This is a genomic window from Microbacterium xerophyticum, assembly GCF_053543555.1.
In genome coordinates, this window is the sequence record NZ_JBLVOB010000007.1 from 566,660 (window position 1) to 582,155 (window position 15,496).

Below are 15,496 nucleotides of genomic sequence, written 5' to 3' on the forward strand. Positions count from 1 at the left end.
TTGCAGCGGGGGCCCTTCGCCTCACGTTCTTCGAGGAGTTGCGAACGCCGTTATCGGGTGATCTCGTCGTTGCTGGGCATGCGCCCGGTGATCTCCTCGATGATGTCGTCACCGATACGAGCGGACTCGAACGGTGCGTCGATCTCGGCGCGACCCAGCAGCTCGGTCATGCGACGCTGACGCTGACGCGTGATCAGCGTGACGACGCGGCCCGCGCGGCCTGCACGGCCGGTGCGACCCGAGCGGTGCATGTAGGTCTTGTACTCGTCCGGCGCATCCGCCTGGATCACCAGGTCGATGTCATCCACGTGGATGCCGCGAGCGGCGACGTCGGTGGCGACCAGAACCGACACGCGCCCCGAGGTCATGCGCTCGAGGTTGCGCGTGCGCTTGGCCTGGTTGAGGTCACCGTGCAGCGCGGCCGCAGGGATGCCCGCGTCGTCGAACTGCTCGGCCAGGGTCTCCGCGTATGCGCGGGTGCGGGCGAAGACCAGAGTCTTGCCTGCACGGTCGACCATCGAGGTGAGGATCTCGGCCTTGTCCCGGTGCTCGATCACGAGCACGCGGTGGTCGATCGTTCCGGAGCCCTGGTCTTCACCCGAGACTTCGTACACGGCAGGATCCACGAGGAACTCGTCGACCAGCGCAGCGACCTCGCGGTCGAGCGTCGCCGAGAACAGCAGCTTCTGGCTGCCCTCCTGGGTGTGGCGCAGAATGCGCTGCACCGGCTCGACGAAGCCGAGCTCGCACATGTGGTCGGCCTCGTCGAGCACCGCGATGCGGCAGTCCGAGAGGTCGAGCTTGCGCTGCTTGATGAGGTCCTCGATGCGTCCGGGCGTTCCGATCACGATGTCGACGCCCTTCATCAGCGCGCCGACCTGGCGCCCCTGCGGGACGCCGCCGTAGATCTGCGTGGTGAACAGGCCCACGCTGCGGGCGATCGGCTGGATCGTGCGGTCGATCTGCAGCGCGAGCTCACGCGTCGGGGCGAGGATGATCGCACGAGGCTTGCGGCCGTACTCACGACGCTTGCCCGCCTGCGACTTCAGCACGCGCTCGACGAGCGGGGCGCCGAAGGCGATGGTCTTGCCGGAGCCGGTGCGGCCACGGCCGAGCACGTCGCGACCCTCGAGGATCGACGGGATCGTCGCGGCCTGGATCGGGAACGGCGCTTCCGCACCCAGATTGCTCAGCACCTCGACGATGTTCGAGCCGATGCCGAGATCGGCGAACGTGACGCCCTCGACCTCCGGCGCGGCCACGGTCTTCGCCTCGAGACGCTCGTGGACGACGTCCTCGGTGGGCTCGAACGGTGCAGCCGATGTCTTGTTCCAGTCGTCACGGCTCGCGCGCGGCTCGCTACGACGGTCGTCACGGCGAGGGCCGCGGTCGTCGCGGCGGGGTCCGCGATCGTCACGGCGGGGTCCGCGATCGTCACGGCGGGCGTCGTCACGACGCGGACGGTCGCCCTGGTTGCGCGAACCGGATGCCGCGCCTGCACCGTCACGACGCGGACGGTCGCTGTCGACACGGGGACGGTCCTCGTAACGCGGTCGGCCATCGTCGCGACCGCGGTCGTCACGACGCGGGCGGTCGTCGTTGAAGCGGGGACGCTCGGTGGACCGGTCGCTGTTGAAGCGGGGGCGGTCGTTGTCATAGCGGGGGCGGTCGCCGCCGCGGTCGCTGTTGTACCGGGGGCGATCGTTGTCGTACCGAGGGCGCTCAGCACCGCGGTCGCTGTTGAAACGCGGACGGTCGCCGGAGAACCGGCTGCCTGCCGACGCACCCGCATCGCGGCGCGGGCGATCGCTCTGGCCACCGCGGTCGTCGCGGCGGGGACGATCGTCGTTGAAGCGCGGACGCTCTGCGGACCGGTCGCTGTTGAAGCGCGGGCGGTCGTTGTCGTACCGGGGACGCTCGGCGCCCCGGCTGTTCGGACGGTCGCTGTCGAAACGGGGGCGCTCAGCGCCGCGGTCGCTGTTGAAGCGCGGACGGTCGCCCTGGTAGCGGGAACCGGTCGATGAGCCGGCATCGCGACGCGGACGCTCATCCTGGCGTCCACGATCATCGCGGCGCGGACGGTCGTCGTTGAAACGAGGACGCTCAGCCCCGCGGTCGCTGTTGAAGCGCGGACGGTCGTCGTTGAAACGACGCCCATCGGTGCGGGGACGCTCGCTCTGGTGATGCGGCGCCTCGCGGCGACCGGACTCGGCACGATTGCGGATGCCGCGGGCCTCGTCGCGACCGGCACGCTCCTGGTCGCTCCAACGACGCTTCGGGGCGCCGCTCTCGGCCTCGGCCGGACGGTATCCGCGGTGACCCGCGCTCTTGCTGCCTGGGCGGCGGTCGGCACCGGCCGACGAGCGGCTCGACGAGGAGCGCTGTGCTCCGGCATCCGAACGCCCGCCCTCAGGGCGACCGGCGTGACGGTCGTGGAACGAGGTCTTGTTCGCGCCGTAGCGCGGCTCGAAGTTGCGGGAGGGCCTGCCACCCTGGGGCTTCTTGTTCTTGGGCATGGGTGTGTCCTTCTGGGTTCTGCACGTGACAGCACCGCGCTGCGCGCGCGGGGAAACCCGGACATCCGTCGGCCGGGGGCCATTCATGTGATGGTTAATGAGCGTCGATCGACGCTCACCATCGGCCCCTGGGCTCACACTTCCAACAGATAAACGCCCGCGCCATGCGCGGCTGCCCGAAGCCGACCGTACAAGTTTAGCCGATGCACCTGAGAAACCCCTCGGGCGACGGCGCCCGTGACATGACCGCCCGTAACATGACACTGTGACCTCGCAATCGCCCACCGGCATCCAGATCCACCTTCAGCGCGGCGCCGTCACGGCGCAGGTCGCCCAGGTCGGTGCATCTCTCCGCGGCCTCACGGTCGGAGGCGTCGATCTCGTCTCGCGATACCCCGAGAACATCCCGACCCCTTCGTGCTCGGGCGTCGTGCTCGCCCCGTGGCCGAACCGCGTGCGCGACGGCCTCTGGGACGACGACGGCACCGCGCGGCAGCTCGCGATCAGCGAGCCGAAGCTGCACAATGCGAGTCACGGACTGCTGCGTTTCACCGCTTACGAGGTCGAGCAGACGGATGACGTCGCCACCCTCCGCGCGACGATCCATCCGCAGACCGGCTTCCCGTACGAGATCGATACGACGGTCACGTACGCGCTCACCGATGCCGGCATCGAGGTCACGCACACGCTGACGAACCGATCGGATGCCGCGGCACCCGCCGCCCTCGGCACCCACCCCTTCCTCATGATCGGCGACGTCGGCACGCACGACCTGGTGCTCACCGTTCCGGCCGCGACGCAGTTCGACACCGACGAGCGGATGCTGCCCACCGGCACCTCCCCCGCGCCGGAGGGGCTGCGCGACGGCGTGCGCCTCGGCGACATCGCGCTCGACACCGGCTTCACCGAACTCACCCGCGATGCGGACGGGTTCGTTCGTCACACCCTCACGTCGCCCGATGGTCGTCGCGTCACCCTGTCTCAGGGCGAGGGCTTCGATTTCGTGCAGGTCTACACGACGAAGAATTACCCCGGGCACGACCTCGCGGTGGCCATCGAACCGATGACCGCCCCTGCGGATGCGTTGAACAGCGGTCTCGGCATCCGCCGCCTCGCCCCAGGCGAGACGTGGAGTCTCACCTGGGGCATAGCGCTCAGCTGACGCGCAGCTGCCCGAGCTCCTGGGTGCAACGGGTCAGGGCGACGTAGAGCCCGTTCCAGCCGCGCGGCTCGGACGCGATACCGGCAGCGTCCACGAGCAGCGTCGCGTCCCACTCCAGCCCCTTGGCGTCGGTCGCCGAGAGCACATTCGCCTCCGGCAGGGCGTCGCGAAGTGCCGCGAGGCGACCCTCTGGTGCGATGACGCCGACGGTTCCTCCGGACCAGCGCGCAGACAACTCATCGACGAGGCGTCCCGCCGCGGCGCCGAGATCCCGCTCGGCGACGTCGCGTTCCCACGGTTCGATGCCGGAGGCACGCACGGCTCGCGGCGGTTCGTTCTCGCTCCCGGCATTTCGCAGCACGGGGGCGGTGAGCGCCATCACCTCGAGCGGGGTGCGGTAGCAGATCGTCAGCCGGGCTTCGGTCCACCGCTCGCCGAACGCCGCTGTCACGGCCTGCCGCCACGAGGTGTGCCGATGCGGGGCCTCCGCCTGATCGATGTCGCCGACGGCCGTGATCGACCGCGAAGGGCAACGCCGCATCACCATCTGCCACTGCATCTCCGACAGTTCCTGCGCCTCGTCGATGACGACGTGTCCGTATACCCAGTCGCGCCTCGCCGCAGCGCGATCGGCGAGGAACTCGCCCTGCCCGCCGCCGGGCTCAGGATCGCCCAGCAGATCGGAGAGCGCATCGAGGAGCGGGATGTCGCTGCCGGCCCAACCCGCCGGCTCGCTGCGCACCGCATCGCGCTCGGCGGAGGTGAGATCCGGCGCCCACCTGCGCAGCATCGCATCGTCGGCGAGCAATCGACGCAACTCGGTCGCCGCGTCGAGGATCGGCCACCACTGCGAGAGCACGGCGTCGATCCCGCCGTCGGCGTCGATCCGATCGCGCAACCGCTCGATGTCATCCTCCGAGAGCACTCCGTCGACCTCCGCGCCTGTCGCTCCCGTGGCCGCGGCGCGGTCATCGGAGCGCGCCAGCCCCGCGTCGACGCCTGCCAGGATGTCCTCGAGTCCCTCCTCCAGCTGCTCCAGCATCTGCTCGCTGCGCTCGACGACGGCATCGGTGAGCAGATCCCGCAGCTGTACGCCGAAGACGGCGCGCGCAGCGTGGTAGGCGCGTCCGGACGTCGCGGATGCGAGTGCATTCACGATCCTGCGCTCCTCGAGCGTGTACGTCTCCCCCTCCCAGCGGAGCTCCAGCCCTGCGGGGGCGGGCGCCAGCGACGACGCGTACTCGGAGAGGGCGCGCTGCCAGAGCGCTCTCCCCTTGATCTCCGCGACCGCACGCGGCTCGTCGCGCTCGACGGTGATCCCCGGGACGAGGGTGTCGCACGTCGCGGGCACGATCGCGGTCTCCCCGAGGGCGGGCAGCACCTGAGCGATGTAGTCGAGGAAGCGCGTCGACGGCCCGAGCACCAGCACGCCCTGCGCGGCCAGTTGCGTGTGGGTGAAGAGCAGGTACGCCACCCGATGCAGTGCCACGACCGTCTTGCCGGTGCCAGGTCCGCCCTGCACCACGAGCGGTCCGCGGGCGTCGGCGCGGATCACGTCGTCCTGCTCGCGCTGCAGGGTCGCAGCGGCGCTGCTCATGCGGCCCGTCCGACGCTCGTCCAGCGCGGCGAGCAACGCGCCTTCGCCGATGAGATCGCTCGCCATCGAACCGTCGAGCGGCTCGTCGTCCACTCCCTGCACGGTGCGACCGCTCGTGCGGATGTGCCGACGCCGGGCCTGACCCTGCGGGTCCACGGCAGTGGCGGTGTAGAAGGCGCGCGCAGCCGGCGTACGCCAATCGATCACCAGCGGCTCATCATCGTCCGGGCCGGGGATCCCCACCCGGCCGAGACGCCGGACGGTGTCATCGAGAGCGTCGAGCCTCCCGAAGATCAGCCCCTGCTCGGCGTGAACGAGTTCGGACCGCCGCTGCGCCATCATGCGCATCCGCGCGTACTGGACGGCATCTGTCGCGGGAGCCGTGAGGCTCGCGTCGAGCTCCTGCAGAAGGTCGTCCCTGCGCGCGAATGCCTCGTCGAGAGCGGCTTGCTCCTGAGCCACCGCCGTCTCGTTCGTGATCGTTTCCTGGTCGGGCGATATGGTGAGGTCGTTCAGTGGCACTGACACTCTTTCTGCGCGCCGGGTCTGAGGTCGGCGCACTCGCCGGTGAACAGCACCCGGCTGCGATCTATTCCGAACTGCGCAGATCCGACCTTCCCACGGATGCGCTACAGGTTCCGGCATGCGCTACACATATCGATGTAGCGGATGCCGACATGTGCAGCGGAAGCGTCCGTCGACAGCCTTCACACTGCAGCGGGACCGTGATTCTCGCGCAGCTCACGACGGGTCAGCGGATGCTCAGCACCGTCGGATCCTGACCCATCGGGCTCCGGCCCATCTGACTCCGACGCGTCGGCCCCGGCATCCGGCCCCGCCTTGCGAGCACGGCGCCGTTCCTTCGCCCCCTCGACGAGGTTGTACAGCGTGGGCAGCACGATCAGTGTCAGCACCGTGGAGGAGACCAGGCCTCCGATCACGACGATCGCGAGCGGCTGCGAGATGAACCCGCCGTGCCCGGTGATGCCCAGCGCCATCGGCGTGAGGGCGAAGATCGTCGCGAGCGCCGTCATGAGGATCGGGCGCAGACGCTTCTCGCCACCCGCCATCACCGCATCTCGCGTCGACAGCCCCTTCTCCCGATATTGATTCACGAGGTCGACGAGCACGATCGCGTTCGTCACCACGATGCCGATGAGCATCAGCACACCGATGAGGGATGCGACGCCGAGCGGCACGCCGGTGACGATCTGCAGCAGGATCGCGCCGGTCGCCGCGAACGGCACCGACACCAGCAGCAGCAACGGCTGTCGCAGCGACTTGAAGGTCGCGACCATCACGACGTAGACGATCAGGATGGCCGCGAGCATCGCGAGCCCGAGCTGCGAGAACGAGTCCGCCTGCTGCGAGGCGACGCCGCCGACCTCTGCACTGGCGCCGTCGGGCAGATCGACCGCTTCGAGGGCGGCCGCCACCGACGCGGTCGCGGTCGCGAGGTTGTCGGATGCCGGAGGCACCGTGATCGTCGACGTGCGGCGGCCCTGCTCGGTCGTGATCGAGGTCGGCCCCTCACGCTGCTCGACGAGGGCGATGTCCTGCAGCGTGAGAATGCCGCGCGGGCTCGGGATGACCAGCGAACGCAGTTCGTCGATCGTCGCCGGCGGCTCGGTGGCGGCGATGTACACCGTGAGAGCCGTGTCATCCAGTTCGACCGAGCCGACCTGTTGCGGGCGCATCGTGTTCGAGACGATCGAACCGACCGCGACCTCTGAGAGGCCGTTGTCGGCCGCGGCCTGACGATCGACCACCACGGCGATGTACGGCAGTGAGGCGGCCAGGTTGTCCGTGATCGCACCGATGCCGTCGCGTCCGTCGAGTTCGGCCTTCACGGCCTCGGTCGCCTCGGCCAGCGCATCCGAGCTCGGCGCCGTGACGTTCACCTCGATGTCGCTCGAGCCGAGACCAGCCGAGGCGTTGACGCTGATGTCGCCGACGTCCTCCAGCGAGTCGACGGCGTCCAGCACGTCGGCGCGGAGCTGCTCCTGATCGACATCGGACGACGTCATGATCGAGTACGTCACGCCGGCTCCGCCGGAGAAGGCGTCCATGAGCGACGAGCCGCTCGAGCCGATCGAGACCTGCACGTTCTCGATGCCGTCGATGCCTTCGAGCGCGTCCTCGACGACGGATGCCGCGGCGTCCTTCGTCTCGAGGCTCGCCGTCGGACCGAGGTCCTGGGTGACGGTCATGGTGTTCTGACCGGAGTCGCTGAGGAAGTTGATCTTCATCAGCGGCGCAGCGGCGAGGGTGCCGCCGAGCACCACGACCGCGAGGATCACCGTGATCGCCGAGTGCTTCAGCGTCCATCCGAGGATCGGGCGGTACATCTTCTGCAGCGGTGTCGGCGGGGCGTCCTGGTGCTCCGGATCGATCACGTCGCCGTTCTCGTCGCGCAGCTCCTTGCCAGGACGCAGGAACCAGTACGCCAGCACGGGCACGATCGTCAGCGCCACGAGCAGCGAGGCGACCATCGCGATCGTCACCGTCATCGCGAACGGTCGGAACAGCTCGCCGACCATGTCGCCGACGAAGACGATGGGCAGGAACACCGCGACGGTCGTGATCGTGGACGCCGTGATAGCGGCCGCCACCTCGCGCACGGCGAGACGGATCGCGTCCCCCTTGTCCGCGTCGCCCACGTAGTGCCGCTTGATGTTCTCGATCACGACGATCGAGTCATCGACCACACGGCCGATCGCGATCGTCAGAGCGCCGAGGGTGAGGATGTTGAGCGAGTAGCCGAATGCCTGCAGTCCGATGAAGGTGATCAGAACGCTGGTCGGGATCGAGATCGCGGTGACGAGGGTGGAGCGGATCGACAGCAGGAAGACCAGGATGACGATCACCGCGAACACGAGGCCGAGCAGACCCTCCGTGGCGAGCGTCTCGATCGACTGCACGATGAACGGCGCCTGGTCGAAGACGACCGTGAACTCCGCGTCGGGGAAGGCCTCCTGCAGCTCGTCGAGCTCGGCGATCACGCCGTCGGACACCTCCACCGTGTTCGCAGAGGGAAGCTTGGTGATCGAGATCGACAGTGCATCCTCGCCGTTCACGCGGGACAGCGACGACACCGGATCGGACTCCAGCGCCACGGTGGCGACATCCGCCACAGTGGCGGCCGTGCCCACCAGCGGAAGAGCAGCGATGTCGTCGACCGAGGTGATCTTGGCGCCGGTCTGCACCGTCAACGTCTGACCGTTCTCGGTGATGTCACCGCCGGGGAAGAGCGAACCGTTCTGCTGCAGCGCGTCTCTGATGGCCTGACTGCTCACGCCCTCGGCTGCGAGCTTCGCATCGTCAGGGGTGATGGTGATGCGCTGGCCGATGCCTCCGACGATCTGCGCGGCGTTGACCCCCTCGACATCTTCGAGGTCGGGGATCGCGACGTTCTCGAGGTCGGCCTGCGCCGTCTCGGCATCCTCGAATCCGGTGACGGCGACCTGGATCACGGGGAAGTCGTCGATCGACACCGAGAGCACCTGCGGCTCGACGTCCTCCGGCAGCTGCGAGGAGATGCGGTTGATCGCCTGCTGCATCTTCTGCTCGGCGGTGGCGAGGTTCTCGCCGTATGTGAAGGTCGCCTGGATGATCGAGGAGTTCGTCGAGCTCGTCGCCGTCGTGGACTCGAGCCCCGGAACGCCCTGGATCGCCGTCTCGATCGGCGTGGAGACGTCGTTCTCGACCACCTCCGGTGATGCACCGGGATACGACGTCATGACGATGAGCGACGGCAGCTCGAGCGACGGGATGAGCTCCTGCTTGAGGTTCGTCAGGGCGAGTCCGCCGAACACGGCGGCGACGATCGTGATGAGAGCGATCAGCGCGCGGTTGCGCAGACTGAGGATGGCGAGTTTCGACACGGTGATCTCTCGGTTGTCTATGCGGTGGACGGCGGCGAAAGGGATGCAGGAGTCTCAGCGGTCCCGAGGATGCCCGCGAGCGCGGTCTCGATGAGCTGCTGATCGAGCGGTCGTTCGTGGATCTGTGCGTGCCAGAGTATGCCGTCGATGAAAACGGCTGCTGCCCTGGCGCTGTCGGGGCCGTGAACGGGGGCGAGGATACCGACGAGCTCGTCCGTCCAGTGCCGCGCGAGCTCGCGCAGCCTCGGATCGTGCACGGCCGCCGTGACGACGGCACGATCGGCCTGGACGGCCGCGGCGTCGGAGAGGGCCGCGTGGATCAGTTCGGCCAGCAAGGCCGGAGTCGCACCGCGTTCGCTGATGATCGCACGGATGTCCGCCATCCGCTCGGCCACATGAGCGGCGAGCAGCTGCAGCGCCGCATCGCGGAGGTCGTCGAGTGTGGCGAAGTACTGGGTCGTCGCACCGAGGGGCACATCGGCGCGGGAGGCGACCATGCGATGGGTGATCGCGTCGACGCCGACCTCGGTGATGAGCTCAGCAGCCGCGGTGACGATCGCCAGGCGGCGCGTCTCGGGATCGCGTCTGCGACGGACGGTCTCGGCCACGATCCTCCCCCTCTGGACTCCTGTACATGTACTTTTGTACATTCTCGCATTTGTGAGGATGCTGAGCGCCGTGGTCCCCGCCCGGTCGGGGGCATCGAGGCGTCGGTGGTGGTCAGAGCGCGGCGCCGAGTCCCAGCCCGGCGAGCGCCGCCACGACCGATGCCGCGAACGTCCCGATCAGATGCGCCGCCGATGCCCTCCGCTCGCCGTCCTTCCAGAGGGCGATGCTGTCGAGCATCGCGGTGCTGAAGGTGGTGTAGCCGCCGAGGAGTCCTGCCCCGATGACGAAAGCGGCATCCGGCAGCGCTGCGGTGACGAGGCCGAGCGCGAAAGAACCGCTGACGTTGACGATGACGATCCCCCAGGGGAACCGGCGGCCGGACAACCTGCTGACGCCGACATCCGCCGCGTAGCGCAGAGCGGCGCCCGCACCCCCGGCGACGGATGCGAGCAGGAAGATGAGCGGAGTCATCGCGCGCCCTTGCGCCGTGCGACGCGCATCCCGATTGCTGCGGCTGTCACGCCGAGCAGCAGAGTCAGGAACGCGTACAGCGCCGCGAGCAGCGGCGACTGCGCCCACAACTGCAGCGTGTCGACCGCGAAGGCGCTGTAGGTGGTGAACCCGCCGAGGATGCCCGTGCCGAGGAAGACACGCAGGTCCGATCCGCCGGGAAGGCGCGCGGCGAGGACCCCGATCAGCAGCGCGCCGAGGATGTTCACCGTGAAGGTCGCGAGGGGGAAGCCTCCCGCATCCGGCGTCCACAGGGCGAACGCGAGCCGCATCGCGGTGCCCAGAGTCCCACCGAGCACGACGAGCAGCAGCCGGCGGAGAGTCACGCGGCCACTCTAGCCCCGTCGTCGCCTGACTGCGGACGGCGGGATTGTCAAGGCGGTATGGGTGCATCCGCGGGCGGCGTTGACTGAACGCCATGAACCCTCTGTGGAAGCTCGAACCCACTTCATCCCTCGGATCGCCGTTCGAACCCGGTGCACGCCATGACGCGGTCGTCGTCGGGGCGGGGCTCACCGGCCTGTCGACCGCGGTCATGCTCGCTCGCAAGGGTCTCGATGTCGCAGTGATCGACGCCGGCGAGGTCGGCGAGCTCACGACCGGTGCGAACACCGGCAAGCTGACGCTGCTTCAGGGGCAGACCCTGGCGAAGATCCGCCGGCACCACACGGTCCCACTGGTGAGGGCGTATGTGGACGCCAACCGCGCCGGCATGCAGTGGCTCACCGCCTTCGCCGACAGCGCGGGAGTCCCCTACACCCGGCGCACCGACCACACGTACGCGCAGAGTCCGCGCGGCCTCGACGCTGTCCGGGCTCAGCACTTCGCCGCGCGCGAGGCGGGGCTGGCGACCCGGATGCTGGCGCCGGCTGATCTGCCCGCGACACCGTTCCCGGTCGTCGGCGCCGTCGCCCTCGAGGAACAGGTGACGATCGACCCGATGCGTGTCGCACGAGCATTGGCCGAAGAGCTGCTGGCCGTGGGCGGGGTGCTGCACACCGGCATCCGCGCCACAGGCGCTCACGCCCTCCCCGAGCCGCGCGTGGAGACCGCCGCCGGGCCGCTGTTCGCGCGCCACGTCGTCCTCGCGACGGGCACGCCGATCATCGACCGGGGTCTCTACTTCGCGAAGACCCGCGGCCTCCGTTCGTACTGCGTCGCCTTCCGTGTTCCGGGGAGCGCCCTCGAAGGCACCTTCATCGCCGTGGACGACCCGAGCCGGTCGATCCGTCCTGTCTCGCCCGACGACGGGCCTGGCGCGACGGCGCAGCTCGTGGTCGGCGGGAACGGGCATCCGGTCGGACGTTCGGATGGCGAGACGGAGGCGATCGACGATCTCGTGGCATGGACCAGACAGCACTTCCCCGATGCCGAGGAAACCCACCGGTGGTCGGCTCAGGACTACGAGTCGCACAACCTCGTCCCGTTCGTCGGCGCGATGCCGCGGGGTCTCGGACGCATCCGGTTCGCCACCGGCTACGCCAAGTGGGGGCTGTCGAACGCTCCGGCCGCCGCACTGCGCCTCACCGCCGAGATCATCGGCACCGAGCGGCACGACCGACCGCGTTGGATGACGGCGATCGGCACACGGTTGACCGTGCCCGCCGACGTCTCGAGGGCCGTCGCCGAGAGCGGGCGGGTCGCAGCCGCCGCCGCAACCGGATGGTCACGTGCCGAATCGCGTCGCGCACCGGTTCCCCGCCCCGCGGAGGGCAGCGGCGTCGTGGCGAATCGCGCCGGTCACCCCGTCGGCGTCTCCACTGTGGACGGCGTCACGCGCGGCGTCTCCGCCGTGTGCACGCATCTGGGAGGCGTGCTCGACTGGAACGACGCCGAATGCACGTGGGACTGCCCGTTGCACGCCTCGCGCTTCGCGTCGGACGGCACTCGCATCGAGGGCCCCGCGGTCCGCGATCTGACGCTTCACCCCCGGTCGGGCGGTAACTGACGCGCGGTCAGCCCGTCTCGTCCCAGCCGGTCTGCGGCGTCTCGCAGTCCTCCCGGTACACGTACTGCGACGGGAGCTTGCGCTGGCTGCTCGACCAGTCGATGGCCGGGCGCCGCTGCTCGGGCGGCAGGTAGCCCAGCCGGTACACGGCCATCAGCTCGAGATCGTCGGGCACGCGCAGAAGCCGAACGATCTCATCCCACCGACCCGGCACCTCCATGGGGAACGAGATGAACTGGATGCCCATGCCGAGCTCGACCGTGGTCAGCCAGACGTTCTCCATCGCCGCGCCCATGCTGAACACCGAGTAGAACGACGACAGCTGCCCGGGGCGGTACTCGCTGCGATCGAGCATCACGCCGAGCAGCAGCGGAGAGCCCGCCACGAGCTTGCGGTTCTCCGACCCCAGCGTCTTCGGAACCCCGAGGGCGTTCATGAGGGTCTGCCCTCTCTTCGTGAACACCTGACCGGTGAAGGGGCGCAGCGGCGCCGGGAGCTTGTCGAACAGCATCCCGCTGCGTTTCTGCTCCATCTCGGCCTGACTGAAACGGAAGTACGGCTTGTAGCGCTCGAAGAACGTGCCGTTCGACATCGCCTCGGTCATGCTCTCGCCCGATATGCGCGCGATCTGCTCGATCGTGTCGCGGCTCTCGATCACGACGAATCGCCAGGGTTGGCTGTTCAGCTGCGACGGGGCGCGGCCCGCCGCTTCCAGGAGGATCCGCTGATGCTCCCCCGAGACCGGCTCGGGCAGGAAGGGCCCGTTCGTGGTCTTGCGGCGGCGGATGGCGTCGAGCAGTTCCATGCGATCACTTCCGGTCGGCGGGGCGGAGCGAGCGCACGACGCTCGCGATGATGAAGGGCGCTGCGGCGAGCGCGACGAGCGGATGTCGGCGCGTGTGCGTCGGCACGTAGGCGATCGCGGTGAGCGGCACCACGGCCGGCGCCAGCGCGAGCGCGGCCTGACGCGCGGGCCGACTGCCCCGGCACGCGCTGCCGATGGCGGCGACGACCGTGGTGCACGTCGTGATGTACATCGCATGATGCAGCCAGCGGAAGTTCCGGGTGTCGATGACCCTGGCGGCGACTGCCAGACCCAGTGCGCAGTTCGCCGCATAGCTGAGCGCCGCTGCCACGAACAACGGCGCCGCGTTCGAGGTCGTGCGGCGGCCTGCCATGCATAGACCCTATGCCCCGCGGTCGTTCGGGAGGAGAACGCGCGAAAGGGAGGAGAGAACACGCGGGATCTTCCTCCCGAACGTGCGATCTCTTCCCTGACGCGTGTCTTACAGGTTCGCCTCCGCGTAGACGCGGAGCGCGTTGCGGACGAACTCGGCGCCGCGCGTACCGCCGTCGGCAGTGGCGTAATTGGCACCGAAGCGCGGATCGGCGACGTACGTCTCACCGAGCCCGATCACGTAGCCCTTCACGTCGCCGTGCGGCACGGATGCCGGTGTGCCCGGCACCCCGGTCAGCCACTCGACGTGGCGTCGCGCGATGGCCTGCGCCTCATCGGATGCCGGCTCGATGCCGCTCTCGGCGGCTGCGATCCAGTCCCGAGAGAGGTCGGACACGAGCTGCTGCCATTCGGCTCGCTCGCTGTCGGTCATGCCTCGCCACCAGCGATCGCTGTCGGCGTAGGCCTTCTTTCCCCAGCGGTTCTCGACCTCATCCTTGTACTGCGTGTGGTCGAAGCCGTCGAACATGTTCTCGGCCATGAGGGTTCCTCCTTCTTTCAATGCGTTGATGGTCGTCTCGACCGACGCGATCTGCCGCGCCAGCCGGTTCTGCTCCTCGCGCAGGTACGCGAGGTGGGTCTCGAGAGCGGATGCCTCGACTGCCGCGCTGCTGTCCGTCGATGCTTCGAGCGCCTCGGCGATCTGGGGCAGACCGAGTCCGAGGTCGCGCAGCAGCAGAATCCGCTGCAGCCGCACGAGGGCGCTCTGGTCGTAGTGCCGATACCCGTTGTGCGCGATGCGCGATGGAGCGAGCAGGCCGATGTCGTCGTAGTGACGCAGCGTTCTGCTCGTGGTCCCGGCGTGGCGGGCGATCTCCTGGATCGACCAGTCCTGCGTGTGCACTGCATCCTCCTTCCATGTCGATATGACCACGATAAAAGTTGACGCAACGTCAATGTCAAGCCGAACCACCCAGAACCCGCTAAAGTCTTCCCCGTAATTGAAACGACCGGTGGGGGACCCCTTGAGCACTGACATCACGACATCCGACGCGCCCGGGGTAGCCCGGCGCACCGTACTGAAGGCCTCCGCATGGTCGGTGCCGGTGATCGCCGCCGCTGTCGCGACACCGCTCGCCGCAGCGAGCGTCGCGACCGACCTGCGGCTGGAAGCGCTCCCGTTCGGCGACGGGCTCGGCGCACAGAGCCCTGACGGCCTCCGCCAGTGGAGCATGGGCGTTCCCGCGGCATTCCGCATCTTCAACGACTCGAGCGCGGTTGTACCTGTCGGCACCGTTGTCACAGCCAGCAGTGACGCGCGCGTCCTGGCTGACCCCACTTTCGCGCTCGACTCGTCGACCGGGACTCCGGTGCCACGCGCGAGTTCGCAGACGACCGGCAACATCGTCACCTCCACGTTCACGATCCCCGTGGAGATACCGGCGGGCGGCTCCGTCGCGATCTACGGCGGCTTCGGCGTCTGGCAGGGAGCGTGGTACGACGACGTGAATCCGTATGTGCTGAGCGTCCTCGCCGCAGGCGACCCGACGCCGGAGAACAACGTCGCGACCATGTCCGCCACGTATGTGGACACTAACGACGGCGCCGTGACCGCCCAGTGGAGCACGGCGACGATCACGAACGAGCTCGATGCATCCGCGCCGTATGTGATCGACGTTCCCACGTCGTTCTCCCTCACCTCACTCGCCCCGGGCGGGACGAGTCCGGAGATCTCCTTCGACGTGCGCGGCCCGCAGGTCTACGTCGGCCAGTCCGGCGCGGGCGGGGGCTGGGAGAATGCCTTCACCGGCGCGACGATCACGAGCGCCCTGCTCGACGGCGTCGACGTCTCATCCGATGTCGCCGAGGAGAGCCCGCTGGGATTCTGGCTGCGCGACACGCCGATCACGTCAGGCCAGACGCTCACGGTGACGATGACGATGACGATGAATCCGGGTCCGATCAGTGCCGTGTTCCCCAGCCCCGGGGCATACATTCAGACCAGCATCCACAGCGATCGCGATCCCTCGAACAACCGCGTGGAGAGCCCGAACTACGCGGTCTGACCTCAGCACGTTCCGCAAGAGGGGGGG

The 15,496-nt window shown here is 68.7% G+C and carries 12 protein-coding genes; 3 read left to right on the forward strand and 9 right to left on the reverse strand.

From position 1 onward, the window contains the following. Positions 1 to 50: 50 nt before the first annotated feature. On the reverse strand, positions 51 to 2,516 hold the full coding sequence (locus tag ACNPNP_RS14270) for a DEAD/DEAH box helicase (protein ID WP_448966690.1): 2,466 nt from the start codon (positions 2,514 to 2,516) through the stop codon (positions 51 to 53). A 265-nt stretch (positions 2,517 to 2,781) separates the two neighbouring features. Here ACNPNP_RS14270 and ACNPNP_RS14275 point away from each other — a divergent pair, with 265 nt between their 5' ends. Then, on the forward strand, positions 2,782 to 3,678 hold the full coding sequence (locus ACNPNP_RS14275; protein WP_448966691.1) for an aldose 1-epimerase family protein: 897 nt from the start codon (positions 2,782 to 2,784) through the stop codon (positions 3,676 to 3,678). On the opposite strand, the gene ACNPNP_RS14280 is transcribed toward ACNPNP_RS14275, so the two are convergent. The 5 genes from ACNPNP_RS14280 to ACNPNP_RS14300 form a co-directional block, all read right to left on the reverse strand. Further along, positions 3,671 to 5,797 (reverse strand): HelD family protein, encoded by a 2,127-nt coding sequence (locus ACNPNP_RS14280; protein ID WP_448966692.1) that lies wholly within the window; start codon positions 5,795 to 5,797, stop codon positions 3,671 to 3,673. The genes ACNPNP_RS14275 and ACNPNP_RS14280 overlap by 8 nt on opposite strands. 185 nt (positions 5,798 to 5,982) lie before the next feature. Next, complete coding sequence (locus tag ACNPNP_RS14285) at positions 5,983 to 9,159, reverse strand: efflux RND transporter permease subunit (protein ID WP_448966693.1); 3,177 nt, start codon at positions 9,157 to 9,159, stop codon at positions 5,983 to 5,985. Between the two features lie 17 nt (positions 9,160 to 9,176). Beyond that, positions 9,177 to 9,767 (reverse strand): TetR/AcrR family transcriptional regulator, encoded by a 591-nt coding sequence (locus tag ACNPNP_RS14290; protein ID WP_448966694.1) that lies wholly within the window; start codon positions 9,765 to 9,767, stop codon positions 9,177 to 9,179. 112 nt (positions 9,768 to 9,879) lie between these two features. After that, a complete protein-coding gene (locus ACNPNP_RS14295; protein WP_448966695.1) occupies positions 9,880 to 10,239 on the reverse strand; it encodes a fluoride efflux transporter FluC in 360 nt (119 codons plus the stop codon). Continuing rightward, a complete protein-coding gene (locus ACNPNP_RS14300) occupies positions 10,236 to 10,604 on the reverse strand; it encodes a fluoride efflux transporter FluC (protein WP_448966696.1) in 369 nt (122 codons plus the stop codon). Before ACNPNP_RS14300 ends, ACNPNP_RS14295 begins: the two co-directional genes overlap by 4 nt. A 92-nt stretch (positions 10,605 to 10,696) precedes the next feature. Here ACNPNP_RS14300 and ACNPNP_RS14305 point away from each other — a divergent pair, with 92 nt between their 5' ends. Then, the gene (locus tag ACNPNP_RS14305) at positions 10,697 to 12,226 is read left to right on the forward strand and encodes an FAD-dependent oxidoreductase (RefSeq protein WP_448966697.1); all 1,530 of its coding nucleotides are present in this window, start codon (positions 10,697 to 10,699) and stop codon (positions 12,224 to 12,226) included. A gap of 7 nt (positions 12,227 to 12,233) precedes the next feature. Here ACNPNP_RS14305 and ACNPNP_RS14310 read toward each other — a convergent pair whose 3' ends face one another. From ACNPNP_RS14310 to ACNPNP_RS14320, 3 genes are all read right to left on the reverse strand, one after another. Beyond that, on the reverse strand, positions 12,234 to 13,031 hold the full coding sequence (locus ACNPNP_RS14310) for a nitroreductase family protein (protein WP_448966698.1): 798 nt from the start codon (positions 13,029 to 13,031) through the stop codon (positions 12,234 to 12,236). Positions 13,032 to 13,035: 4 nt separating this feature from the next. Further along, positions 13,036 to 13,404 (reverse strand): hypothetical protein, encoded by a 369-nt coding sequence (locus tag ACNPNP_RS14315; RefSeq protein ID WP_448966699.1) that lies wholly within the window; start codon positions 13,402 to 13,404, stop codon positions 13,036 to 13,038. A gap of 108 nt (positions 13,405 to 13,512) precedes the next feature. Beyond that, positions 13,513 to 14,307, reverse strand: coding sequence for a MerR family transcriptional regulator (locus ACNPNP_RS14320; protein WP_448966700.1), 795 nt, complete (start codon positions 14,305 to 14,307; stop codon positions 13,513 to 13,515). A 121-nt stretch (positions 14,308 to 14,428) separates the two neighbouring features. Here ACNPNP_RS14320 and ACNPNP_RS14325 point away from each other — a divergent pair, with 121 nt between their 5' ends. Continuing rightward, the gene (locus tag ACNPNP_RS14325) at positions 14,429 to 15,469 is read left to right on the forward strand and encodes a hypothetical protein (protein WP_448966701.1); all 1,041 of its coding nucleotides are present in this window, start codon (positions 14,429 to 14,431) and stop codon (positions 15,467 to 15,469) included. The last annotated feature ends 27 nt before the right edge of the window (positions 15,470 to 15,496 follow it).